18 protein-coding genes and 1 other RNA gene are annotated in these 23,441 nt (G+C 49.4%); 8 read left to right on the forward strand and 11 right to left on the reverse strand.

Annotated elements, in window-relative coordinates:
• Positions 1-39: 39 nt before the first annotated feature.
• From LG219_RS00155 to ssrA, 6 genes are all read right to left on the reverse strand, one after another.
• Positions 40-1,323 (reverse strand): DASH family cryptochrome, encoded by a 1,284-nt coding sequence (locus LG219_RS00155; RefSeq protein WP_226762532.1) that lies wholly within the window; start codon positions 1,321-1,323, stop codon positions 40-42.
• Positions 1,320-2,321 carry an NAD(P)/FAD-dependent oxidoreductase gene (locus tag LG219_RS00160; protein WP_226762533.1) on the reverse strand — a complete coding sequence of 334 codons (1,002 nt, stop codon included), beginning with the start codon at positions 2,319-2,321 and terminating at the stop codon, positions 1,320-1,322. The genes LG219_RS00155 and LG219_RS00160 overlap by 4 nt, the downstream gene beginning before the upstream one ends.
• A 189-nt stretch (positions 2,322-2,510) precedes the next feature.
• Positions 2,511-4,046 (reverse strand): cryptochrome/photolyase family protein, encoded by a 1,536-nt coding sequence (locus LG219_RS00165; protein WP_226762534.1) that lies wholly within the window; start codon positions 4,044-4,046, stop codon positions 2,511-2,513.
• A complete protein-coding gene (locus tag LG219_RS15350; protein ID WP_226762535.1) occupies positions 4,028-4,186 on the reverse strand; it encodes a DUF2256 domain-containing protein in 159 nt (52 codons plus the stop codon). Before LG219_RS15350 ends, LG219_RS00165 begins: the two co-directional genes overlap by 19 nt.
• A gap of 215 nt (positions 4,187-4,401) precedes the next feature.
• Positions 4,402-5,157, reverse strand: a complete 756-nt coding sequence (locus LG219_RS00175) for an SDR family NAD(P)-dependent oxidoreductase (RefSeq protein ID WP_226762536.1) — start codon at positions 5,155-5,157, stop codon at positions 4,402-4,404.
• A gap of 381 nt (positions 5,158-5,538) precedes the next feature.
• Positions 5,539-5,902: a transfer-messenger RNA gene (gene ssrA / locus LG219_RS00180) on the reverse strand.
• A gap of 345 nt (positions 5,903-6,247) precedes the next feature.
• On the opposite strand from ssrA, the gene LG219_RS00185 reads away from it, so the two are divergent.
• On the forward strand, positions 6,248-12,388 hold the full coding sequence (locus tag LG219_RS00185; RefSeq protein ID WP_226762537.1) for a response regulator: 6,141 nt from the start codon (positions 6,248-6,250) through the stop codon (positions 12,386-12,388).
• Positions 12,389-12,443: 55 nt separating this feature from the next.
• Here the strand turns inward: LG219_RS00185 and LG219_RS00190 are convergent, their stop codons facing one another.
• The 5 genes from LG219_RS00190 to LG219_RS00210 all read right to left on the reverse strand — a co-directional run bounded on the left by LG219_RS00190 (position 12,444) and on the right by LG219_RS00210 (position 16,066).
• Positions 12,444-13,103, reverse strand: coding sequence for an HAD family hydrolase (locus tag LG219_RS00190; RefSeq protein WP_226762538.1), 660 nt, complete (start codon positions 13,101-13,103; stop codon positions 12,444-12,446).
• Positions 13,100-13,810 (reverse strand): bifunctional 2-polyprenyl-6-hydroxyphenol methylase/3-demethylubiquinol 3-O-methyltransferase UbiG, encoded by a 711-nt coding sequence (gene ubiG / locus LG219_RS00195; protein ID WP_444542515.1) that lies wholly within the window; start codon positions 13,808-13,810, stop codon positions 13,100-13,102. The genes LG219_RS00190 and ubiG overlap by 4 nt, the downstream gene beginning before the upstream one ends.
• Positions 13,811-14,052: 242 nt before the next feature.
• Positions 14,053-14,256 carry a hypothetical protein gene (locus LG219_RS00200; RefSeq protein ID WP_226762540.1) on the reverse strand — a complete coding sequence of 68 codons (204 nt, stop codon included), beginning with the start codon at positions 14,254-14,256 and terminating at the stop codon, positions 14,053-14,055.
• 213 nt (positions 14,257-14,469) lie between these two features.
• The gene (locus LG219_RS00205; RefSeq protein ID WP_226762541.1) at positions 14,470-14,934 is read right to left on the reverse strand and encodes a DUF7931 domain-containing protein; all 465 of its coding nucleotides are present in this window, start codon (positions 14,932-14,934) and stop codon (positions 14,470-14,472) included.
• 7 nt (positions 14,935-14,941) lie between these two features.
• Positions 14,942-16,066, reverse strand: a complete 1,125-nt coding sequence (locus LG219_RS00210) for a cupin domain-containing protein (RefSeq protein WP_226762542.1) — start codon at positions 16,064-16,066, stop codon at positions 14,942-14,944.
• 57 nt (positions 16,067-16,123) lie between these two features.
• On the opposite strand from LG219_RS00210, the gene LG219_RS00215 reads away from it, so the two are divergent.
• From LG219_RS00215 to LG219_RS00245, 7 genes are all read left to right on the forward strand, one after another.
• Positions 16,124-16,597: a peroxiredoxin gene (locus LG219_RS00215; protein ID WP_226762543.1), complete on the forward strand. Its 474-nt coding sequence runs from the start codon at positions 16,124-16,126 to the stop codon at positions 16,595-16,597.
• Positions 16,598-16,615: 18 nt separating this feature from the next.
• Positions 16,616-17,095, forward strand: coding sequence for an FKBP-type peptidyl-prolyl cis-trans isomerase (locus LG219_RS00220; RefSeq protein ID WP_226762544.1), 480 nt, complete (start codon positions 16,616-16,618; stop codon positions 17,093-17,095).
• Positions 17,096-17,459: 364 nt separating this feature from the next.
• Positions 17,460-20,306, forward strand: a complete 2,847-nt coding sequence (locus LG219_RS00225) for a ribonucleoside-diphosphate reductase subunit alpha (protein WP_226762545.1) — start codon at positions 17,460-17,462, stop codon at positions 20,304-20,306.
• A gap of 201 nt (positions 20,307-20,507) precedes the next feature.
• Positions 20,508-20,918 carry an NUDIX hydrolase gene (locus tag LG219_RS00230; RefSeq protein ID WP_226762546.1) on the forward strand — a complete coding sequence of 137 codons (411 nt, stop codon included), beginning with the start codon at positions 20,508-20,510 and terminating at the stop codon, positions 20,916-20,918.
• 218 nt (positions 20,919-21,136) lie between these two features.
• Positions 21,137-22,132 carry an adenosine deaminase gene (locus tag LG219_RS00235; protein WP_226763185.1) on the forward strand — a complete coding sequence of 332 codons (996 nt, stop codon included), beginning with the start codon at positions 21,137-21,139 and terminating at the stop codon, positions 22,130-22,132.
• Positions 22,133-22,290: 158 nt separating this feature from the next.
• The gene (locus LG219_RS00240) at positions 22,291-22,842 is read left to right on the forward strand and encodes a hypothetical protein (protein WP_226762547.1); all 552 of its coding nucleotides are present in this window, start codon (positions 22,291-22,293) and stop codon (positions 22,840-22,842) included.
• 10 nt (positions 22,843-22,852) lie between these two features.
• Positions 22,853-23,434 carry a hypothetical protein gene (locus LG219_RS00245; RefSeq protein WP_226762548.1) on the forward strand — a complete coding sequence of 194 codons (582 nt, stop codon included), beginning with the start codon at positions 22,853-22,855 and terminating at the stop codon, positions 23,432-23,434.
• The last annotated feature ends 7 nt before the right edge of the window (positions 23,435-23,441 follow it).

A 23,441-nucleotide genomic window follows, 5' to 3' on the forward strand; every position in this document is an offset into this window, starting at 1 on the left:
CATCTCATTATTCAGTTGGCTGCGATTGACTACACGCGTTTAATCACGCCATAACTGCATATATTCATGCTTTGGATCGTAATTTTTAATCTGTTTTTCAATATTAAAGCGCCGATTGGGTCTTGGATCTGTACCGCGACCGGCTAAATACAACCAATTACCTTGATTGCTATACACATCGTAATCAATCAGCTGAGATTCAAACCACGCCGCGCCAGCCCGCCAATCACATTGCAAATCATGAATTAAGAAGCTGGCCACATTTTGCCGCATTCGGTTGGAAAGATAGCCTGTGGCGGCCAGTTCGCGCATACCGGCGTCGATAAAAGGCTGGCCAGTTTCACCCTGACACCACTTTAAAAAATGCTCGGCTTGATGTGGCATAGTCGCTGCGCCATTTAGGCCTTGGGCACGGTACAGTTGCGCGCCAAACCGTAGATGCAATAGCCTGAAATAATCTCGCCACAGCAGTTCAAATCTAATCCAGTTGGTGCTGTCATTTGCGCCATTAGCCGCTTCATGTGCTGTTAATTGCTGATCAATTTGTCTGGCCGATAGCGCGCCGCTGGCTAGCCACGGCGAAAACTTGCTGGAGTAATCGCAGCCGATCAAACCATTGCGCGTCTGCTTATATTGATCGGCCAAGCCCGACGCCAAATAGCGCTGCAAATGCGCCAATGCCGCAGTCGCTCCGCCATGCCATTGCGGCTGATGATAGGGAAAGGCGCTTCGCGCTTCTACGCACGGCGTGCCCGCCCATTCGTTTAAATTGATGCTGTGTAGTTCTTGCGCTGCGCTCGGTGCAGCGGGCCATGTTGCACTGAAAGCCAGTGGCGCAGGTGGCACGGTGCCGGCTTGTTCAATCTGCTGGCGAAAAGTGGTGAATATCAGCGGCAAGTCTTGCGGCTGAAATGGCAGCGTAGCGGGATCGAGCAAGCTCGATTGCCAAATGGTCTCAACGCAATAGCCTTGCGCGTCAAGCGCAGCCACTTGCGCCATTTCATACGGCGCTGCAATCGCCTCGCAATACACGGTATTGGCCTTAAGATGCTGCAAAATCGACGGCAGAACAACGCTTGGCTCGCCCGCTACAATCAGCAAACGGCGGCCTTGTTGCACGCATTGCGCCGCAAGGTCAGCAAGGGTATCGGCTAGAAACGCTTTTCTGTGCTGGCCTAAACGAGTAAACCCCCATTGGGTATTTTCTTCAGGGGCCAGACAGTAAACCAAAGTCAGCTGATCCGCTTGCTGGCAAGCATGAACGAGTGCCGCGTTATCGCTGAGGCGTAAATCATTGCGAAACCAATAGATTGCTGGCTTCATGATTGATTTCTTTGTTGACCAGCCGTTGCGGCCAGCAGGGCATTTGCAGCATCGATGCCAGACAGATATGCGCCTTCAATACGGCCACCCGCGAGCCAATCGCCAGCCAATACCAAACCCGTTTCAGCCGATTGCACGACGGCTTGAGTACTGCTGCCTTGCGCGAACCGCCAGCGATGCGCGCCAGCATGCTGCCAATGAGGTTCAGCCTGCCCCCAGCGCGCTAGCAGGCGATTGAACGCCTGAATCAGTAAAGCAATCACCTCATCGGCGGAATCTTCTAAATGAGCTTGCGACCATGCCACGCTGGCATGCAGCAACCAGTGCTGGCCGGAGCGGCCGGGCTTGCTGCTGTTGTGAGCCAGCCAAGAGATCGCGCCGTCATTAATAAATGCCCCAGCGAACGGCAAATTGATGGCGTGCTCACTACTGAGCATGACCGCCCAGCAGGGCGACATGGGTATGTTTTCGGCCGCAGCCTGCATCGGGTGCGCCACGGGAATCAGTGCCGCCGCTTGCGGCGCGGGTAGCGCCAGCACCAGTTGCGGTGCTTGCCAGATTTGCTCACCCGCATTCACTTGCCAACCTTGCGCTGTGGCTTCAATTGCCGTGACTTGTACCGACAATTTCACGTCCAGCGTTGCAGCTATCGCCCCCAAGGGCGCGTTCATTTTTGGGGTGCCCACAAAACGCTGTTGCGGCGAGCTGATGCTTAGGTTTTGCCCATCCCACGCATAAATCGGCGCATGCCAACGGCCAATCAAGTTGGCGCGCAGCCAGATCGCCACTTGCCGACGAAATGCCGCCGAGCGCGCGGTAAAATATTGCGCACCATGATCCCATTGGCCGGTCTCGTCACGTCGTGTTGCCATCCGCCCGCCGATCCCGCGTGATTTTTCTAGCACTAAAACGCGTCGACCTGCCGCATGTAATTGCTGGGCTGCACTCAATCCAGCCATCCCCGCACCAATCACAATCACATCCCAACTCGCTGCCATTCGCGCACCTGATTGTTAGTTTTTTACAATGGATTCTTTTTCCTGATGCTGTCTCTACTTCAGACGCGTCATCCCCGAGTGATTTTATCGGGGGTCCAGCCGCACAAACTGGATTCCCGCCTTCGCGGGAATGACGATTGAATTAGTTTCTTTGCGTTTTCTGCTGCAGAAACTTCATCAGATTCTTTTTTACAGTTGATTAATCTGCTGCAAATACCACTCTGCCTGCGCTAAGGTGGCCGACTTTTCATCTTCGGGCATTTTTTTCCATGTTTGGTACGTCATCCCAAGTCGGGGATTTTTTTCTAATCGCTCACTATGGCGATGGTGAAAGTGCCAATACAAACTATTCAAAGGACACGCGCCATCGCCGTGGCGCTGCTTAGGCTGGTAGTGGCAGCCTTTGCAGTAATCACTCATTTTATTGATATAGCTCGCCGAACCGGCATACGGTTTACTACCCAACAGACCGCCATCGGCATACTGGCTCATGCCACGGGTATTGGGCATTTCGACCCATTCAAACGCATCCACATAAATCCCCAAATACCACGCATCAACGTCATCGGGCGCAATGCCTGCCAACAAGGCAAAGTTGCCCGTTACCATCAAGCGCTGAATGTGATGGGCATAGCCCAGTGCCAGCGATTGATCAATGGCGTGCTTGAGGCAATTCATTTTGGTTTGCCCATTCCAATACCAACGAGGCAAACGGCGCTGATGATCCAGTTCATTCAGTTGGCCATATGCGGGCATACGCGCCCAGTACACGCCACGAACAAATTCCCGCCAGCCTAAAATCTGCCGAACAAATCCCTCCACGGTAGGTAGCGAAACACCGCCAGCGGCAAACTCAGCCAATGCCGCGTGAATGACCTCCAGCGGATGCAGTAATTTAAGATTCAGTGCAAACGAAAGCCCAGCATGAAATAGAGTCGGCGAAGCCGTACTCATGGCATCTTGATACGCGCCAAAATTGGGCAAGGCGTTTTGAATGAAGGTTGTCAGTGCGTGTTTGGCTTGAGTGCGCGTGATGGGCCAAGGGAAAGATTGGGCTTGAGGCTGACCGATGGTTTTAACGCCTGCGGCAGCAATTTCATCCCATAGCAGGCTTAAATCCGCCGCGTAATTCGGCCATGCTGGCGCGGCGGGGTCTCCATTCCAGCGCTTACGATTATCCTGATCAAAATTCCACTGCCCACCCAATGGCTGACCATCGGCATCGAGTAAAATTTGGTACTGCTTGCGCAGGCCACGATAGAAAAACTCCATCCGAGGAATTTTTTGCGCAAATTGCGCGCTGATTACCGCTCGATCCACGAGAAAATGCTCGCTATCTACGACGTTAATCGGCATGCCCAATCGTGATTCAGCTGCTAAAAATTGCGTCTCTAGTCGGTACTCATCCGCTGGTTGGCGCTCTAGCTGAGTGATCTGCTGGGTTTCGATCAGCTGCATTAAGTTGCTAATAAAATCTTGCCGATTATCTGTATCGCCAATTTTGATGTAATGCACGCGGCAGCCCGCGTTTTGCAAAGCCTGAGCAAAGCCACGCATCGCAGCAAAAATACCGAGTACCTTTTGCGCGTGGTGCCAGGCGTAATCGGTTTCGCTGCGTAGCTCCATCAACACATACAGCACATCAGCACGCGCCCGCTCGGCCTCGCTAAACCAACTGTGGCGAATATTGAGTTGGTCACCCAAGATCAGTCGGAGTGTGCGCATGTTTTACCTTTTTGCCGAGCGCATCGCACGCTGCAGTATTTGACCGATGCCCAGTTTTTCTCCCATTTTTTGCGCCAAGCAAATGGGCGCAGGCAAATCGGGCAGGTTTTTTGCGGTAAATTTAGTTTATGGTGCGCCATGGATTTGAGTCAATATGTATGGGTATATCTTTATAAGCTGTTTATTTAATGAGCTACAGTGATATACCTTTATATTTTATCTGATTGTGTCTCTGCTTCAGCAAACCACAAAAAAACCATTCAATCGTCATTCCCGCGAAGGCGGGAATCCAGTTTGTGCCGCTGGATTCCCGATTAAAGCACTCGTGGATGACGCTTCTGAAGCAGAGGCATAGTCAGGATATTTTAGGCAAGGGATGCAAATGCGCGTGTCCACCATCAACGCCAATCATCTGCCCCGTAATCCAACGCGCTGCGTCGCTGAGTAAAAAAGCAATCAGTGCGGCGCTGTCCTGGCCTTCTCCAATCAAGCCCATCGGATTCATTTTGGCATTGCGCGCCAATGCCTCAGGCGTCCCAGTCAAACGCGCCGAGAGCGCCGAGCGAGTCAAGCCCGGCATCACTGCATTCACCCGAATGCCTTTGTCGGCATACGTCGCGGCCGCCGTCTGCGCCAAACTGGCCACCGCCGCTTTGGCGCTGGCAATCGCTTCATGATTGGCAAAACCGGCGCTAGCGACCAGCGAGCCAATTAACACCGCCGAGGCCGGCGTTTTGGTTTTCAGCTGCAGACTGACAAAGGCTTTGAGCGCATAAAAAGCCGAAAAATAGTTTTGGGCAAACAGCGCCTCGCAATCATTGGCGGAAGTTAGATGCAAGGGGCGAATCAATGTCGAGCCGACGCAATGCGCAAAACCCGTGGGAATAAAATTGAGTTGCTGTGCCGTTTGTAAAATCACTTCCGCCGTAGGGACCAAACTCAAATCCCCCGGCACAACCAACGTCTCGCCATTGATCTGGGCCGCTAAGCTCAGCAATTTTTCTTCATTGCGGCCACTCAAAATCAGCCGACAACCTAGGCTCGCTAGCTCATGCGCCAAAGCCGCGCCAATCGCGCCGGTCGCACCGGTAATCCAGATCGTTTGTGACATTGTTCGCCTCCAGCCTACGCATACGGTTTAAGTGCTACTGGTCTAGTCGCTACTGATTGGTATAAATATACACTGACAAGTAGCTTTGTGCGAGAAGTACTGCACGCCAAATCGAGATTGGCACGAATGAGGGGCACGCCTGAGCGCTTAAAATGGAGGTCAAAAACACATTTGCAATGTCCACTGCGGCTGAGGTATTGATGCCGAAGCTTGAAATATGAAGGGCAGTAAACCATCAGTTTGCGGCCTGCATTATTTTTAGGCCAAGCACTGCTGCATAGCGCTTCTTTTAACTTCGATTACATATGGGTGGATTGCCATGGCGGCAAGGTCTTTGAATGTAAAAAAGCCCTGAATAATCAGGGCTTTAGCCTTAAATGCTGGTGGAGGCGGGGGGAGTCGAACCCCCGTCCGGAAGCACTCTACGAAGAGTTCTACATGTTTAGCCTTATCTTTTGGGTTTTAACTCCCTTTCACGCCGATGGGCAGGCTTGAGGAGAGCGAGTTACCTAAATTTAACCCTAACCCAAGTAACCCGAGTTAAGGCGATTCCATCTAAATGACTCTACTGCTGGTTTGACCCAGCCCACCCGATGGACCCTGTGGTGTAGAGTCTAGCGCGATTAAGCGGCTAGAGCGTAAGTTTCGTCGTTTGCGACTATATAAATACAGTGTTTAACGGGAATCTGCGATCCCGACATGCCCTCACCCGCTTTGCAACCCCCGTCGAAACCATGGCGCCCCCGATCGGTAGTCTTCAAGTTGGACAAGAAGAAGGGCGATTATACCTGCTTATTCTTGCTTTGGGCTAGCTGTTCACGGGCTAACTGATTGGGTCTAAGTCAATGGGCTTTGATATTAAAGGTTTATTTTTTTACTGCTGTTGATTTTATGGTTAATGGAGCCCAATTTCGGCACTTTTTGGCGAAATTTTTGCAGAATTCTTTCTGCCTGTTTGTTTTTGTTGACGCTAACTTGTTCGATTGCTGCCTTTTAAAGTCATAAATTCTGACTACACTCATTAAGTGATGGTTGTGGTGGTTGTTCGCTTTGCCGTGTGATTTGATGTCAGACATGCCATAGGTGGCTTATGAAGCAGATTATTTTGGCGCTTGAAAATGCGCTTGAGTTACTCGATCATCTGAGTGTTTATCATGCTGATGGGAATCATCATGGTGCGATTACTTTGGCGAATTTACGGTTTAATGAGCGTCGTTTAGTCGGTTTGATTGCCCCGCCGGCAGTGCGGTCTGAGCTAATTAGTGTTGAGGATTTGTGCTTTGCATCGCCTGAGCAGGCAGGCAGAATGTGGGATAAAGTCAGTCCGCGTAGCGATTTATATTCGGTGGGCTGCTTGCTGTATACCTGGCTTAATGATTCACCTCCCTTTGTTGCGAATGATTTGTTGGCTTTGGTGCATGCTCACTTGGCGCTGCCCCCTGCAGCAATGCCAAACACCCAGTTGATCCCTCCCATATTACGTCGCATTGTGCTAAAGCTACTTGAAAAACCAACGATGGGGCGTTATGCCTCTGTTGCTGGGTTAAGTGCGGATTTACGTGAGTGTTTGCAGCGGATGCAGTCTGGCTTGGTCGAGGATTTTTTGCTGGGTACGCATGATGAATCTGGGCGCTTTGTCATTTCTAACAAGCTGTATGGCCGTGATGCGGATGTAGCACAACTACAGCATCTTTTTGAACGAGCCTGTCAAGGTGAGGGAGTATTGTGCACCATTGGTGGCTATTCGGGGATCGGAAAAACCAGTTTGGTTCGTAGCTTACGCTCGGCTGTTGTTGCGTCGCGTGGGGCGATGGCGGAGGGTAAGCATGACCAATTTCGTCGGCAAGTCCCTTACTCAGCGTTAACTGAAACGTTTACTGCTTTATTGCGACGAATTTTGTCTGGAGATCGTGCTCATTTGGCTTTATGGCGTGAGACTTTAATCGATGCGCTGGGCGAAAATAGTACTGTGATTGCTGAGTTAATCCCCGATATTACGCGAATTATTGGTCCGCAAGCCAAACCCTGCGTATTGGAAGGGCCGGCAGGGCAACATCGTTTTAATATGGCATTTACCGCGCTGTTAAAAGCATTTTCTAATTCAAATCATCCATTGGTCTTGTTTTTAGATGATGTGCAATGGGCTGATTTTGCCTCCTTGGCTCTAATTCAAAGCTGTCTCTCGGACGGTGATGTTGGTTATTTATTGGTCTTGTGCGCTTATCGAGATAATGAAGTTGATGAGCAGCATCCACTGGCATTGATGTTTGCCGAACTTAAAAAGAAGGGTGTAGCGATTCAAGCCGTTAGCGTTGGGCCACTTGCTACATTACATTTGGCTGAATTGGTCTGTGATAGTTTTCCGGGATTGGACGATTTGCCCTTGTTTTACGATATGTTAATGCGTAAAACGCAAGGGAATCCGTTCTTTTTACGGCAGTTTTTACAAGAGCTGTACGATGAAAAAATCTTATCATTTCACCCTCAACGCCGCTGGTGGGTTTGGTCTAAAGCGCGTGCTTTAGCACTCACGCACACTGAGAATGTGATTGACTTAATGGTTCGGCGCATTCGGCGTTTGCCGCCAGATACCCGCAATATCTTGAATATGGCCGCCAGTATTGGCAATCGTTTTGATTTGGCAACCTTGTCTATGGTTGGTGAGCTTGATCAAGCTACAATTTTGACGATGTTGGCGCCAGCATTGCAAGAAGAAATTGTATTGCCTATTACCGATGGTAAAGATAAGCACGAATTTAAATTTTTACATGATCGAGTGCAGCAAGGCGCTTATGTTTTAGAGTCGGATGAATATACCAATCAGTTGCATTTGCGGATTGGCCGTTTGATGCTTGAGCGGATGCGGGTGAGTGATATTGAGCCGAAATTATTTGAAATCGTTGATCATCTTAATGCGGCGCAGCATTTAATTGGCGCGCCAGATGAACGCTTGCAATTGGCCGAGCTCAACTTGCAGGCAGGGGTTAAGGCAAGGCAGGCCATGGCTTATCAGGCGGCGCTCAGTTATTTAGAAACTGGAATTGCCCTGCTGAATGATGCGTTTTCGCCGAATAATTTTGATCTTTCATTTAGTCTTTATTTAAATGCGGCGCAAGTGTTTGAGCTCGCTGGCTCATATGAACGTTTTGCAGATTATATTCAATTGCTTGAGCAGCATGCTCAAACGCCATTACAGCAAGTTGAGCTGTATTTTTTGCGGATTGCCCATCTGAATCATGATAGTCGCTTGGCTGAAATCAATGCGCTTGGCCGTGAGGCTTTGGCTTTGTTTGATATTGATATTCCGCCACTGGATGACGCGAGTGCGCTAATGGTGCGATATCAGCAAGAGCTCGAACAATTTGAATTAACAATGCAGTCGAAATCTTACGTATCGCTGAGTGATGTATCGGCCAGTGATGATGCGGCGCATGACGCTATTCTCAAAGTGCTCTCACAGGTCTCAGAACCGGCTATTTTTGTGAATTTCCCGTTTTTTTCTGTGATTGCAGTAATTGGCGTCAATCGATCGATTCGCTATGGCTATACGCGGGTTTCGCCGATGTTTTTTACTTTGCTGGGTATTGCGTTAATTGCGCATCATCGCCGATACCAAGACGCCTGCAAAATTGCCGAAGTGGGCATTCGCTTACTCAATAGCAATAGCAAAACCTATGATTTATACGGCTATGAGCGCTGTTTAGCTTATCACGGTTGGAATATTACCCATTGGGCCGAACCGGCTCAACGCGCAGTCCCGCTTTTGAATGAAGGCTATAGCGTCGCATTGCGTGCACATGACCCCTTGTATGGCGGCTATATGCTGGTCGGTATTCCGTGGGTGAGTTTATTTTTATGCCGTGATGTGACCGATTTGCAGTCCACCGCGCAGCGAACACTTAATTTTTGTGCCAGCAATGAACTGCCTTTTGTCGGTAGCTTGAGTTTGCCATTTGCCGCCACTGCCGCCGCTTTACATGGTGATACGGCGGGCTTAGGGGTGTTGGATCATAGCGAGTTTTCTGAGGCCGAATTTCTTGAGGCATGGCAGTCTGTCCCGATTACCATTGCCGGCCTTAATATTTGCCGAATGATGCTGTATACCCTTGAGGGACGTTTTGATGATGCGATTCGTTTGTATGCTAGCGTTAAAGCGGCATGGCCAGCGACGTACTTATTGAGTTTACATCATCCATTTTGGCATGGGGTGGCTTTAGCCGGAAAGGCAAGGGTCGCCGAGTCCAATAGTCAGGCAAAATTGTTGTGTGAGTTAAGGGAAATTGAAGGTTTTTACCAGTCGGTCTATGTTGCAGGTTGCGCTGAAAATGTTGAAGACAAGTTGTTTTTTTTACGTGCATTATTGGCCGATTTAGACGGCGAAGAAGAGCAAGCGGTTTCTTTGTGTCAGCAAGCGATTCATAGTGCTCAGCATCATTGCTTTTTGCTCAATTTGGGTTTTTTCAATGAAACATTGGCGCAAATGCATCAGCGCCGGCGCAATTCTGCGGCAAGTACTTTAGCGCTTGAGCAGGCCGCTCTGGCCTATGTTGAATGCCAAGCACTGGCTTTGGCGCAAAGAGTGAAATCGCGTATCTTGCCGAAAATCGAACTGGCCAGAACGGCCAATACGGTATCCAATGAATTTGGTTTAGATGCCATTGATGTTTTGGCCATTTTACGGGCAGTGCAGACCATCTCGAGTGAGAGCAAGCTCGATGGTTTGCTATCGAGATTGTTAAAAATCATACTGGAGTCATCTGGCGCAGAGCAGGGTTGTATTGTTTTGGATTTAGATAATCGGCTGTATATCGAAGAATCTGCCGGCTCAATGCACGCCGATACCGGTTTGGTGGAGTCGGTCATCCGCTTGGTCAATAACACCCGAGAAGCCATTGTGCTGGAAGATGCGAGCCAGTCGATTGAGTTTGCCGATGACCCACAAATTAACATTAGAAAAATCAAATCGTTGCTTTGTATGCCGGTGGGTCGGCAAGGTAAAACGCAGCGTGTACTGTATTTAGAGCATGGTTCGGTTGAGGGCGTTTTTTCAGTGAAGCGTTGCCAGGCCATTAGTTGGCTTGCTGCGCAAGCGGCAATCTCGATTGAGAATTTAACCGCTTATGCCGAACTCGATGCGTATAAAAATCACCTAGAGGCCTTGGTTGAAGAGCGTACCGGTGAGCTTGAAGTCGCCAAAGACGCCGCCGAAGAGGCGACTCGCGCTAAAAGTGATTTTTTGGCCAATATGAGCCACGAAATTCGTACCCCAATGAATGCCATTATTGGGATGTCACAATTGGCTTTAGAGCTACCACTGGAAGCCAAAGCACGAAATTACGTGAGTAAAGTCAATAAAGCGGCGGAAAATTTACTGGGCATTATTAATGACATTTTGGATTTTTCTAAAATCGAAGCTGGCAAACTAGATATGGAATTGGCTGGTTTTGGCTTAGAGGATGTGCTCGATCATTTGGCTAATCTGGTTGCCGATAAGGCTTCAGACAAAGGACTTGAATTACTATTTGAAGTACCCATGGATTTGCCGATGTCTTTAGTTGGGGATTCATTACGCTTAGGGCAAATTTTGGTTAATTTAGGTAATAACGCCGTTAAATTTACCGAAAAAGGGCAAGTTGTCGTTGGGGTTGAAAAAGTCAGTACCAATCGTGAATTAATTGAACTGCATTTTTGGGTGCGTGATTCTGGCATTGGCATGAGTCCAGCACAATGTGACAAATTATTTCAATCGTTTAGTCAGGCCGATAGTTCAACCAGTCGCAAATATGGTGGTACCGGTTTGGGTTTAGTGATTTCCAAAAAATTGGTTGAATTAATGAATGGCCGAATTTGGGTAGAAAGCCAAGAGGGCGTCGGGACGACATTTCATTTCCATGCTTTTTTTGGCTTGCAGGCGAGCCAAAAAGCGCCAAAACGCATGTTTCTTGCTGAGGAATTGTCCGGTTTACGCGTATTGATTGCCGATGATAATCCGACGGCCAGAGAGATTTTAGCGCGGATGGTTAGCAGTTTTGGGATGCAGATTGATCAGGTGAGTAATGGGCATTTGGCCATCGGTATGATTGCTAATTCGATGAGTGGTGGCCAACCGTATCATTTGGTGTTGATGGATTACAAAATGCCAATGCTCGATGGCTTGCAATGCATTTTGCAATTACAAGCCGCGTTTGCCACTGGCTTACCGCCGATGATTTTAATCTCCGCCTATGGACAAGATGTGGCTGCATTGGCCGAGCAATATGGCGCGCGAGTGCGCGGTGTGATGAACAAGCCCGTTTCGAGATCGTCTTTATTAGAGGCGATTGGTCTGGCTTTAGATAAAGGCCAGTTGGCCGAAACCCGTTTTGAACAAAGGGCTGAAACGCAAAGTGAGGCCATGCTAAAACTGCATGGCGCACGGATTTTATTGGTCGAAGACAACGAGCTCAATCAAGAATTGGCGATTGCGCTGCTGGAAAAAGCAGGGGTTGAAGTGCGCTTGGCCGAAAATGGTCAGATTGCTTTGGATATTTTGGCAGAGCAGCATGATTTTGACGGCATTTTAATGGATTGCCAAATGCCGATACTGGATGGTTATGCCGCTACCAAAATGATTCGCAATCAAACAGCATGGGCGCATTTGCCAATTATTGCCATGACCGCCAATGCGATGGCGGGGGACCGTGAAAAGGTGTTGGCAGCAGGAATGAATGACCATATTGCCAAGCCACTCAATGTCGGTGAAATGTTTGCTACGATTGCGCGTTGGATTAGTCCGCAAAAAAATCGTTTGCTGGCCGATCCCGCTGGTGTGGACGAAGCCATTGTTCTTGCTACAGCGCTGACACCGCAACGCTCTATTTATAATTTGCCTAGCATTGATGCGGCCAGTGGTTTGGCGTGCTGTATGTCTGACGAAGGTTTGTATATGAAACTATTGCTATTGTTTTCTAATAGCATTAGTCAGTTTGCCACTGACTTTTCGACAGCACAAGTGGCGAGCGATCCAAATGCCGCGATGCGCTGCGCGCACTCTTTAAAAGGCATGGCCGTTAATTTGGGCGCGATCCAGATTCAGCAAGTGGCTGGTGAGTTAGAGCAAGCCTGTCTTGAGCGGCAACCGAATGAGCAGATTGCCAAGCAGTTGGCCATCGTCGTTGCTGCATTGCAGCCAGTGCTGGTCGGCCTGCGGCAATTGCAGGCGACGCAACAAGAGAGTGAGTTGATCGGTTAAATCAATGCTGCTCAGCAATGAAATGAATGCCTCGCTGACTCGATTTTCGTAGTGATTATTGTAATGGTGGTAAGTATTGAAGTAATTCCAGCGGATGTTCAATCAGGATATCTGCGCCCCAGCTTTGCGGCTGATCAGACGCGCGTATGTAGCCATAATTGGCCAGTACGGTCGTCATACCCACATTGCGTCCCGCTTCAATGTCGCGTTCAGCATCGCCAACATACAAGCAATGCGCCGGATCAATGCCCAGTTCGGCTGCGGCATAGAGCATGGGCTCGGGCGCTGGCTTGGGTATGCCTACCGTGTCGCCTGAAACACAGGTTTTTGGCGCAATAGGGAAGGGGAGTCGTTGAACCAGCGGATCTGTAAAGCGCATTGGTTTATTGGTGATAATCCCCCAAGCCAAACCCCGTGCGTTAATCTGCGTGATGAGTTCGCTGATGCCATCAAATAACACCGTATCTTGGCAGACTTGATTTTGATAGTGATCCAAAAAGCGTGCTAATAAGGGCGAAAATTCAGCGTCAGCAGGGGTTAAGCCAAATCCCAACTCCAAAATGCCGCGCGCACCGTGACTGGCTAAGGGGCGAATAGCCGCATAAGGCTGCGGCTCGCGCCCTTCTTCGAGTAGCAGCCGATTGAGCGCGCCAGCTAAGTCGGGTGCGGTGTCGGCAATCGTGCCGTCGAGGTCAAATAAAACGGCGCGGATCATGCGTTTTTCTGCGTGGCAACGATGTAATTGACATCGGTGTCATCACTGAGTTTATAAATATCCGTGATCGGGTTGTAGGTCATACCCGTAATGGCGACGGTATTTAAGCCCACCGCGCGGGTCATGCGCGCTAATTCAGAAGGCTTAATGAATTTTTTATATTCATGTGTGCCGCGCGGGAGCATATTTAACACGTACTCAGCGCCAAGGACGGCCAACAAATAGGACTTCGGGTTGCGATTGAGCGTTGAAAAAAACACCCAGCCGCCGGGTTTTACCAAGCGAGCGCAGGCCTCGATAATGCTGGCCGGTGATGGCACATGCTCGAGCATTTCCATGCAAGTGACGACATCAAAAGTTTCAGTTTGTTCGGTAGCGAGTTGCTCAACCGGGATATTTTGGTAATTAACAGTTAAACCCGATTCAAATAAGTGCAACTTGGCGACTTTGAGTGATTTTTCGGCCAAATCAATGCCGGTAACGATCGCGCCGCGCTCGGCAAGTCCTTCGGACAAAATGCCGCCACCACACCCCACGTCTAGCATGGTGAGTCCTTTGATGCCGGCGTATTGCTCGATAAAGCCGATTCGAAGCGGGTTAATTTCGTGTAAGGGTTTGAATTCGCTGCTTTTATCCCACCATTTATGCGCAAGAGCAGAAAATTTTTCGATCTCAGCTTGATCGACATTAATATGGGTATCGGTCACAACGGTATTCCTTATGAGGCTTGGGTGGCAATACATGCCAAAACGATATCAAGTTGTCGGTGATGCAGTGTGCAAGTAAAAGCCAGACAAAAGCTCAAATCGATTGGTAATAAAAACGAGCCATCAATCGTAGCATGCCTAAGACGTGTGCGCAGCATGACGCAGGCTTGGGTACTTGGGTATTTCTTACAGACGTAAAAAAACCGACCTAAGGCCGGTTTTTCTATACTGCGAAGAGCTAATTACTTAGCTTCAACAGCAGAAGCAACATCAGAAGCTGCTTGAGCAACGTCAGAAGCTACAGCGTCAACAGCAGAAGCTGCAGTTGCTTCAACAGCAGAAGCTGCTTCAACAACAGCAGAAGCGGCATCAGCAGCTACTTCTTTTTTACCGCAAGCAGACAAAGCAACAGCTAACAAAGCAGCAACGAGTAGAGTTTGTTTCATTTTTAAGACCTTTTAGCTAAAAAGTGAGGGTAATTTCAAATCAAAGCAGCAAAATGTTTTGCCGAATTGATTCAAATAAATTTCTTGAGTTGTTATACACAACCGACAGGACGAATTCTAAGCACTGCGGAACAAAATGGCTAGTGCCCAAGCGGCAAAAACAGGGGGTATTTAGATTGAATCTCGCTACTTCGTGTAACCGTGTGTACAGCCTTATAAATAAAGGCGTTGCAAGCTATCTGGTTGGCTGGCCTGCTCCCAGAGCAAGGCAAAATCGTGTTGCAAATTCGCGACGATGCTAGGGTTTTCCCCAGCCTCGCCACGAAAGCTAGAGAAATGATGCCGTTGTAAAAAAAATTGCCGATCTGCTACGACAAATCCTTTTTCTTTGCCTTGTAAAAAATCATTGCCTTGTCGGATTTCGATCAAATGCGCAAATCGATCGCGTAATTGCAATAAGCGTGGGCAGCGCGTGGCCAGAAAATCGGCATTTTGCACCCATATTTTGAGTCGACCCGATGGCGTGGCGGTAAAAAAATCCCACAGCGCGTCATGGCAGGCGCGACTGCCGATGTCGCTTTCACAAAAATCGCGCTCGCAGAGGATGAGTTCGCGCCGCGCCAAACGTAAAGTCGCTAAAAATGCCGCTTGATAACTGAGCTTGCGATCAAACGGCACCAGGGCTTCATTGGATGGGTTTAAGGGTGATGTAGCCATATTCATAATAAGTGAACAAGGTTTCTAAAAGTTCTTCAGTATAAATCCCCGCACCAAGCTGTCTATTGTTTGCTAACTCTTGTAATGCACCGAGCGCGTCGGCGTGACATTCCAAGACTTCACCATTAATAAACAGAGCATCGTCGCTGTAGAGCATTTGGCTTTTTAGATCGAGCATCACGCCCGATGTCGCCACTGCGGCGGCAAAGTCATCAAAGTCGAGCAGATCTTCCGTTTGATCAAAAAACACATGCGGTGGTGGCTCAGTAAAGTAGCGCCCGATAAAGTCTTTAACGCGCTCATCATCCCATTGGATGTTTTGCAGCATTTGGCTAATGCGGTCGGTAAATTGCGCATCAATCCGCGCAGGTACCGTGGTTACGGTGGCATCTGGGTCGGCATACATACCATCAAGGCAGATTTCGTCTTGCAGATACTCTAAAAATTTGACGGCGATTTCTTGCGTTTTAGGCGCGCGAAAGCCAATCGAGTAAGTCATGCCCGGCTCAAGTGCCACACCGTAATGCGCGTATTGCGGCGGCAGATACAGCATGTCGCCATGCTCTAAAATCCATTCTTGCTCGGGATTAAAGTCTTTCAGCACGCGAATCGGCGCATCTTCGATAAAGCCGCTGGCGTCGTCGCTAGAAATTTGCCAGCGTTTTTTACCACCCACTTGCAGTAAAAACACATCGTAAGAATCGTAATGTGGGCCGACCGTACCGCCGGGCGGGGCATAAGAAATCATCAGATCGTCGAGACGCGTGTAAGGTAAAAAATTAAAGCGATACAATAATTCAGAAATATGCGGAATTAAATGATTCACGCTTTGAACCAAAATAGTCCAGTCGGTTTCGCCCAGCCGCTTGAGGCGTGAAGGCGTGAACGGACCGCTTTCGAGTCGCCATTGCTCATTTTTGTATTCAATTAGGCGAGATTGCACGTCGTCGCGCTCGGCCAATTGGGCCAAACGGGCGTAGTCGATGATTTCGGGGAAGTCTGTCCACGCTTGGCGAATGAGCAAAGGTTTTTTTTGCCAATATTCACGTAAAAATTCTTCGGGTGAGATGGCGCCTAATAGTGTTTTACGCATGGCTGATGACTATAACGAGAAAATAAGAAGTTAATTATCGCACTGACTGGAGCATTTATGCTGAATTCTGGAGATGTCGCACCACAGTTTTCTTTGCCTGACGCACAAATGAATGCAGTGCAACTGACTGATTTTTTGGGTAAAAAAATCGTGATCCTGTATTTTTTTAATGGTGACAAAACGCCAGGTGGTATTTTAGAGGCGATTGAGTTCTCTGATCGGGTTGCCGCATTTGCGAAATATGGCGCTGTTATTCTGGGCGTGAGCCGTGATGATTGCATGGCGCACGAACTTTTTATTGATGAGCATGGCTTGGAATTTGAGCTGCTCTCGGACGCCGAAGGCGAAGTGATTGCCTTGTATCATGCGCAACACCGATGGGAAGCGAAGGGCATGGTAAGATACGGCATCGATCGCTCGACGTTTGTGATTGATCCAACGGGCATCATTCGGCATGCTTTCTACCACGTGACTCCCAAGGGTCATGCGGCTGAAATACTCGAACTCGTTAAACAGATCGAGATTCATTAACTATCAGGACTAAATACAATGCAAATTGCAAAAAATTCCGCAGTGACCATTAACTATGAAATGTACAACGCAGAAGGCGTACAAATCGACAAAACCGAAGAGCCGATTGCTTACTTGCACGGTGGCTACGACAATATCTTGCCGTTGGTTGAAGAAGCTTTGCACGGTAAAGCCGTTGGCGATACGGTTGAAGTGACTATGTCAGCTGAAGACGCCTTTGGCGAATTCGAGCCAGAATTGGTGCGTGAAGAAGATAAAGACGTGTTCCCACCTGAAGTTGAAGTGGGCATGATGTTTGAAGCGGATGATCCTATCTCGGGTGATGTGATCTTGTTCCGCGTGACTGAAATCAACGAAGGCACCGTGACGGTCGATGGTAATCATCCATTTGCTGGCATGAGCATTCGCTTTGTTGCTTCAGTGATTGATGTTCGTGATGCAACTAGCGAAGAATTGTCGCACGGCCACGTGCACGGCGCGCATGGTCATCACCACTAAGATTTAAATCGATTGAGTTTTGATTAAAGAAAGGCAGCTTTGGCTGTCTTTTTTTGTGGCTGCGTGTTGATGAATACGCGGATCGACTTGATCTTGTTGCAAACTTGCAACTGGCTTTCTTTGGCCTGCGTTGCTCCATGTCAATGGATTTAAGCCGTGCAAGGATTTTGATTTTTTTACCCCGCCATTGATCGACTAGCACAGAGCAGGCCACTTGCACCAGATCCCCTCTTTACCCTAGTATTTGTGTCTATAAGCAGGAAGCAACACAAGATGTAGTGTTTTCTGCACAAATAACCCACAAAATTATCCACAAGCAGCGCCGCAAGTAAATGCACTTGCGAACTGCACGACTGGTGAACGAATGACTGATACAGCGAAACTTTCTCACATCACACTTGATGCCGCGGCCTACGCAAATTATAAAATTATTCGCCGAAATGGCTCGGTGGTGGCGTTTGAACCGTCGAAAATCTCGGTCGCCTTAAGCAAAGCATTTATTGCGGTGCAAGGCAGCCATGCTGCGTCGAGCGCCGCCGTGCGCGACCAAGTGCATCTGCTGACCGATTCTGCCGTGTCGGCCTTGATGCGTCGCAAGCCAGAAGGCGGTGCGATTCACATTGAAGATATCCAAGACCAAGTTGAACTGGCTTTGATGCGCTCAGGTGAGCACGATGTCGCGCGCGCCTATGTGCTTTATCGCAGTGAACGTCAGCGTGAACGCGCCGCTGCACGCCACGAGAACGAGCCAGAACACACGATTAATGTCGCGTTTGAAGATGGCAGCTTGCGCCCACTGGATTTAGATAAAGTTAAAGCCTTGATCGCCTCGGCGTGTACCGGCCTTGAGCAATACACCGATCAAGCGGTGATTTTGGCTGAAATGCTTAAAAACGTTTACGACGGTGTTTCCGCCGATGAACTGCGTAAATCAGCCGTACTGGCCGCGCGAACTTTTCTTGAGAACGACCCCGCTTACGATTTAGTTACCGCGCGTTTGTTGCTCAATACCATTCGCCGTGAAGTATTAAGCGCTGAAACCAGCCACGAAGAAATGGCTGAACGCTACGCGACGTATTTCCCGCAATTTATCAAAAAAGGGATTGCGGCTGAATTACTCGATGAAAAACTCGGTCAGTATGACTTAAGCAAAATCGCTGCAGCACTCGATCACAATCGCGATTACCAATTTGGCTATCTTGGCCTACAAACGCTATACGATCGTTATTTCTTGCATATCGACGAACAGCGCATTGAATTGCCGCAAGTGTTCTTTATGCGCGTGGCGATGGGCTTGGCGCTGAACGAAGTGCATCGTGAAGATCGCGCCATTGAGTTTTACAATGTGCTGTCGAGCTTTGACTTTATGAGCTCAACGCCAACGCTATTTAATTCCGGCACCCGCCACAGCCAAATGTCGAGCTGCTACTTGACGACGGTGCCCGATGATTTGGACGGTATTTTTGAAGCGCTAAAAGAAAACGCCTTGTTGTCTAAATTTGCCGGCGGTTTGGGCAATGACTGGACTTCAGTTCGCGCCATGAATAGCCACATCAAAGGCACCAATGGTAAGTCGCAAGGCGTTGTGCCATTCCTGAAAGTGGTCAACGACACCGCCGTCGCCGTCAACCAAGGTGGTAAACGTAAAGGTGCCGTCTGCGCCTACCTCGAAACTTGGCACGCCGACATCGAAGAATTCCTAGAGTTGCGTAAAAATACCGGTGACGACCGTCGCCGCACGCACGATATGAATTCGGCCAACTGGATTCCTGACTTGTTTATGAAACGAGTGATGGATGGTGGCGAATGGACGTTGTTTAGCCCATCTGAAGTGCCTGATTTGCACGATAAAGTCGGTAAAGCCTTTGAAGCCGCTTACACCGCCTACGAAGCCAAAGCCGCACGCGGTGAAATGCGCGTTGCTAAAACGATTTCGGCGCTGGGCCTGTGGCGCAAAATGTTGACCATGTTGTTTGAAACGGGTCATCCATGGATCACCTTTAAAGACCCATGCAATATTCGTAGCCCACAGCAACACGTTGGCGTAGTGCACTCTTCAAACTTGTGTACTGAAATCACACTCAACACCAATGAAGAAGAAATCGCCGTATGTAATCTCGGCTCGATTAACTTATACAACCATTTGAAAAATGGTCAGCTCGACGCCGAAAAACTCTCGCGCACCGTGAAAGTAGCGATGCGGATGCTGGATAACGTGATCGACATTAACTTCTACCCAGTTCGCAAAGCGCGCACGTCGAACTTGAAGCACCGTCCAGTGGGCTTGGGCATTATGGGTTTCCAAAACTGCTTGCACGAATTGAGCATTCCATATGCTTCGCAAGCGGCGGTTGAATTTGCTGACGTTTCAATGGAAACCGTGGCGTATCACGCTTACTGGGCGTCCACTGAATTGGCACAAGAGCGCGGTATTTACGCTTCGTACAAAGGCAGCTTGTGGGATCGCGGCATCTTGCCACAAGACTCATTGCGCTTACTGGAAGAAGAGCGCGGCGGCTACTTAGAAGTCGATCGCAGCTCACGTCTGGATTGGACCATGTTGCGTGATCGCATTGCCGCCTACGGTATGCGTAACTCAAACTGCTTGGCGATTGCGCCAACCGCAACGATTTCGAACATTGTTGGCGTGGATGCGTGTATTGAGCCGACTTACCAAAACTTATTCGTGAAATCGAATTTGTCAGGCGAATTTACCGTCATCAACGAGCATTTGGTGCGTGATTTGAAAGGTCTTGGTTTGTGGGACGAAGTGATGGTCTCTGACTTGAAGTACTTCGATGGCTCAGTCGCGCAAATCGATCGTATTCCACAAGAATTCCGTGAGCTGTACGCTACGGCGTTTGAAATGGATCCGAAATGGTTGGTTGAAGCGGCAAGTCGCCGTCAAAAGTGGATCGACCAAGCGCAATCGCTCAATATCTATATGGCCGGTGCATCGGGCAAGAAATTGGATGAATTGTATAAGTTCGCTTGGTTGCGCGGCCTAAAAACCACGTATTACCTCCGTACTTTGGCAGCGACATCAGCAGAGAAATCAACGGGTCGCGGTGGCGAATTAAACGCCGTCGCCGTGGATGGCACCAGCCACCCAACGCCTGTGACTCAAGCTGCGGAAGTGGTGGATAACACGCCAGCCACTGATGCGAAGTTCTGCTCGATTGATAATCCAGATTGCGAAGCTTGCCAATAAAACTGTAGGGTGGGTTAGGCCGAAGGACGTAACCCACCAGTTCGCTGATGTTAATTGGTGGGTATCTGTTTATAGACGTCTTTAGAACTTGCTTTGAGCAATATACCCTCGGTATCGCTTTTGCGGTGCCGATATTTAAATGGATTGATCAGTGCATTTAAATATCGGTCATCCCGAACTCTGTGTTGAAAGGTGTAATGAATGACTGAAACGCTGTCGCTTATTCGGGTGGTGACTTTGCTTTGTGTACAGCAAAACCGTGTATTACTGGTGCGTAAGCAAGGATCGGCATATTGGATGCTGCCTGGTGGCAAGCCCGATGAAAATGAAGCGCCGCTCAAGACCTTGCTGCGTGAAGTTCAAGAAGAATTAGGTGTCGATGTTGTTGAGCCTCGCTGGTTTGGGCGCTTTAGTGCGCCAGCGGCCAATGAGACGGGGTTTACTGTGCAGGCAGAAGTGTATTGCGCTGCACTTACTGGACCAGCCCAAGCCAGTGCCGAAATTGCAGAGGTTTGCTGGTTCGATTTAAATCAGCTCGATTCAGCTAAACTGGCGCCTTTGTTGCGCGAACATATTTTGCCCGCGCTGGTTTCAAGGCGTAGTGAGGGTTAGGTCACCAGACCGCGTACCCACCAGCTCGCGGACGTTCATTGGTGGGTATCTGTTTGTAGACGTCTTTAGAACCCGCTTTGAGCAATATACCCTCGGTGCCGCTTTGCGGTGCCGATATTTAAATGGATTGGATTGATTAGTGCATTTAAATATCGGTGATCCCGTATTGAGAATAAATAGGAATGATTGTGAACCAACACCCACTCGACCAATTGATTATGGCTTTGCCAAAAACTGAATTGCATTTGCATATTGAGGGCTCGCTTGAGCCGGAGATGATGTTTGCCTTGGCGCAAAAAAACGGAGTGGCGCTGCCGTATGCCGATGTGGATGCGGTGCGGGCGGCGTATCAGTTTGATAGTTTGCAATCGTTTTTGGATTTGTATTACGCCGGTGCGTCGGTATTAATCACTGAACAAGATTTTTACGATCTCACTTGGGCGTATGTGCTGCGCGCTCATGCTGACAATATTGTCCATACCGAGATTTTTTACGATCCGCAAACGCATACTGCGCGTGGTATTGCTTTTGCTGTGCCGCTGGCGGGAATTCGCCGCGCTTTGGCTGATGCCTTTACGCAATTTGGCATGACGTCCAAATTGATTTTGTGCTTTTTGCGCCATCTAAGCGAAGCCGATGGCTTTGCCACGCTAGAGCAAGCCATGCCGTATTTGGCGCAAATCGACGGGGTGGGTTTGGATTCGAGCGAATTGGGCCATCCGCCAAGTAAATTTGCGGCGCTGTTTGCCCGTTGCGCTGAGCTCGGTTTGCCTGCGGTGGCGCATGCTGGCGAAGAAGGTCCGGCTGCGTATATTTGGGAAGCGCTGGATTTACTCAAATCAACGCGGATTGACCACGGCGTGCGCTGCACGGAAGACGCCGCTTTGGTGGCGCGTTTGGCCGCTGATCGCGTGCCACTCACCGTTTGCCCCTTATCGAATTTAAAGCTGTGCGTGGTGGATGATTTAGCGGCGCATAATCTACGTACGCTACTGAATGCGGGTTTGTGCGCCATGGTGAACTCAGATGATCCTGCTTATTTTGGCGGTTATCTCAACACCAATTTACTCGCTTGCCGCGCGGCGCTGGATTTAAATAAAGCTGAAATCGTGCAATTGATTTTAAACAGCTTTGAAGCCAGCTGGCTCAGCGCCGAGCAAAAAGCCGCTTGGCAGCAAAAGGTATTGGCGATGGCCGATGCGGCGATTTGTTAATGCTTGCGGCGGTTGCCGGTGTTTGCTGATGTTTGCTGTTTGGCGTTAGAACGGCGATCTGCGGTTGATGCCGGTAGCGTATGCTTTACGGATTGATATTGCGATGCGGTCACGGATTGATCGCTAGCGATCACACTACGACCCAAAGGAGTTCAGCCATGCGCCGTTTATTTGCTTTGTTTGTTTGTGTCTTATTCACCGCTTGCGCCAGCCCATTGCCATTGCAAGATGGGCGGTTAAATCCACCCGCAGGGCAGGGGATGGTGCTGCTGTCGTTAACGGGGCAAGCCAATTACTTAATGGGCGCGTCGCTGAGCCTCGATATCGCCGGCCCCGCGCCGCAGCAACTCACTACGCGACTGGGTACCGATATGATTCAAGCGCCCGGTAGCGAGGAAAACCCCGCGGGCAAACTGTTTGCGCTTACCCTGCCGGCAGGGGACTATCGCACCAGCCAAGTGCGCGGCAGCTTTATTGTGGTTGGGGTGCATGCGGGCGAGGCGCGTTATGTGACTTTGCCACTCAATACGGATTTTCGCGTGGTTGCTGGGCAAGTGGTGTATTTGGGCAATGTGAATGTGGCGCTCAATTTTGCTTCGACACTGCGTTTAAGCAATACCGCAGAGCGTGATTTTTATGCTTTAAAACAGCGCGATGGTGTGACCGACACCCGCAATATTTTGATCGAACCGTTGCGCGTTGCGCAGTAAGGAGCTGGCCATGTTCAAATCGTTCAGATCAATATTGAGTGCCATGCTGGTGCTGCTACTGAGTGCCTGCGCCAATCTGCAGTTGCCAGTGGTCAATGGCCAGCTCACGCCAGCGGCCGGGCAAGGCTTGGCGATTATTGGCCTAACGGCGCAATCGTTTGATAACGACACTGCCAGCGCCAATTTAACGCTGCAAGGCCCGAGTGGTAATATCAACCTGTATACGCGGCTAGTCACCGATTTTATTCGTGCACCGGGCAATACCCCCAATGCAACGGGTAAGTTATTTGTCGTGCCTTTGCTGCCGGGCCAGTATCGCGTGGTCGCTGCCGATGGGCAATGGCGGCGAGATAGTGCCAATTTAATGATGAATATGTACCAATACGTCACCGTGCCACTCAATCTGCCGTTTCAAGTCAAAGCCGGTGAAGTGGTGTATTTGGGCGACGTTCATCTGAATATGAATTATGACTCGAGCGTGAATTTGAGTAATGATCACGCCCGAGATTTTTTTGATCTGCAAGCCCGTCATGGCGTAAGCAATTTTAACAATATCGCAATACAGCCGCTCAATCGCGGCCTGAGTCAATAAAGGAAAA

This window comes from Deefgea salmonis, from assembly GCF_020531905.1.
Lineage (GTDB): Bacteria > Pseudomonadota > Gammaproteobacteria > Burkholderiales > Chitinibacteraceae > Deefgea > Deefgea salmonis.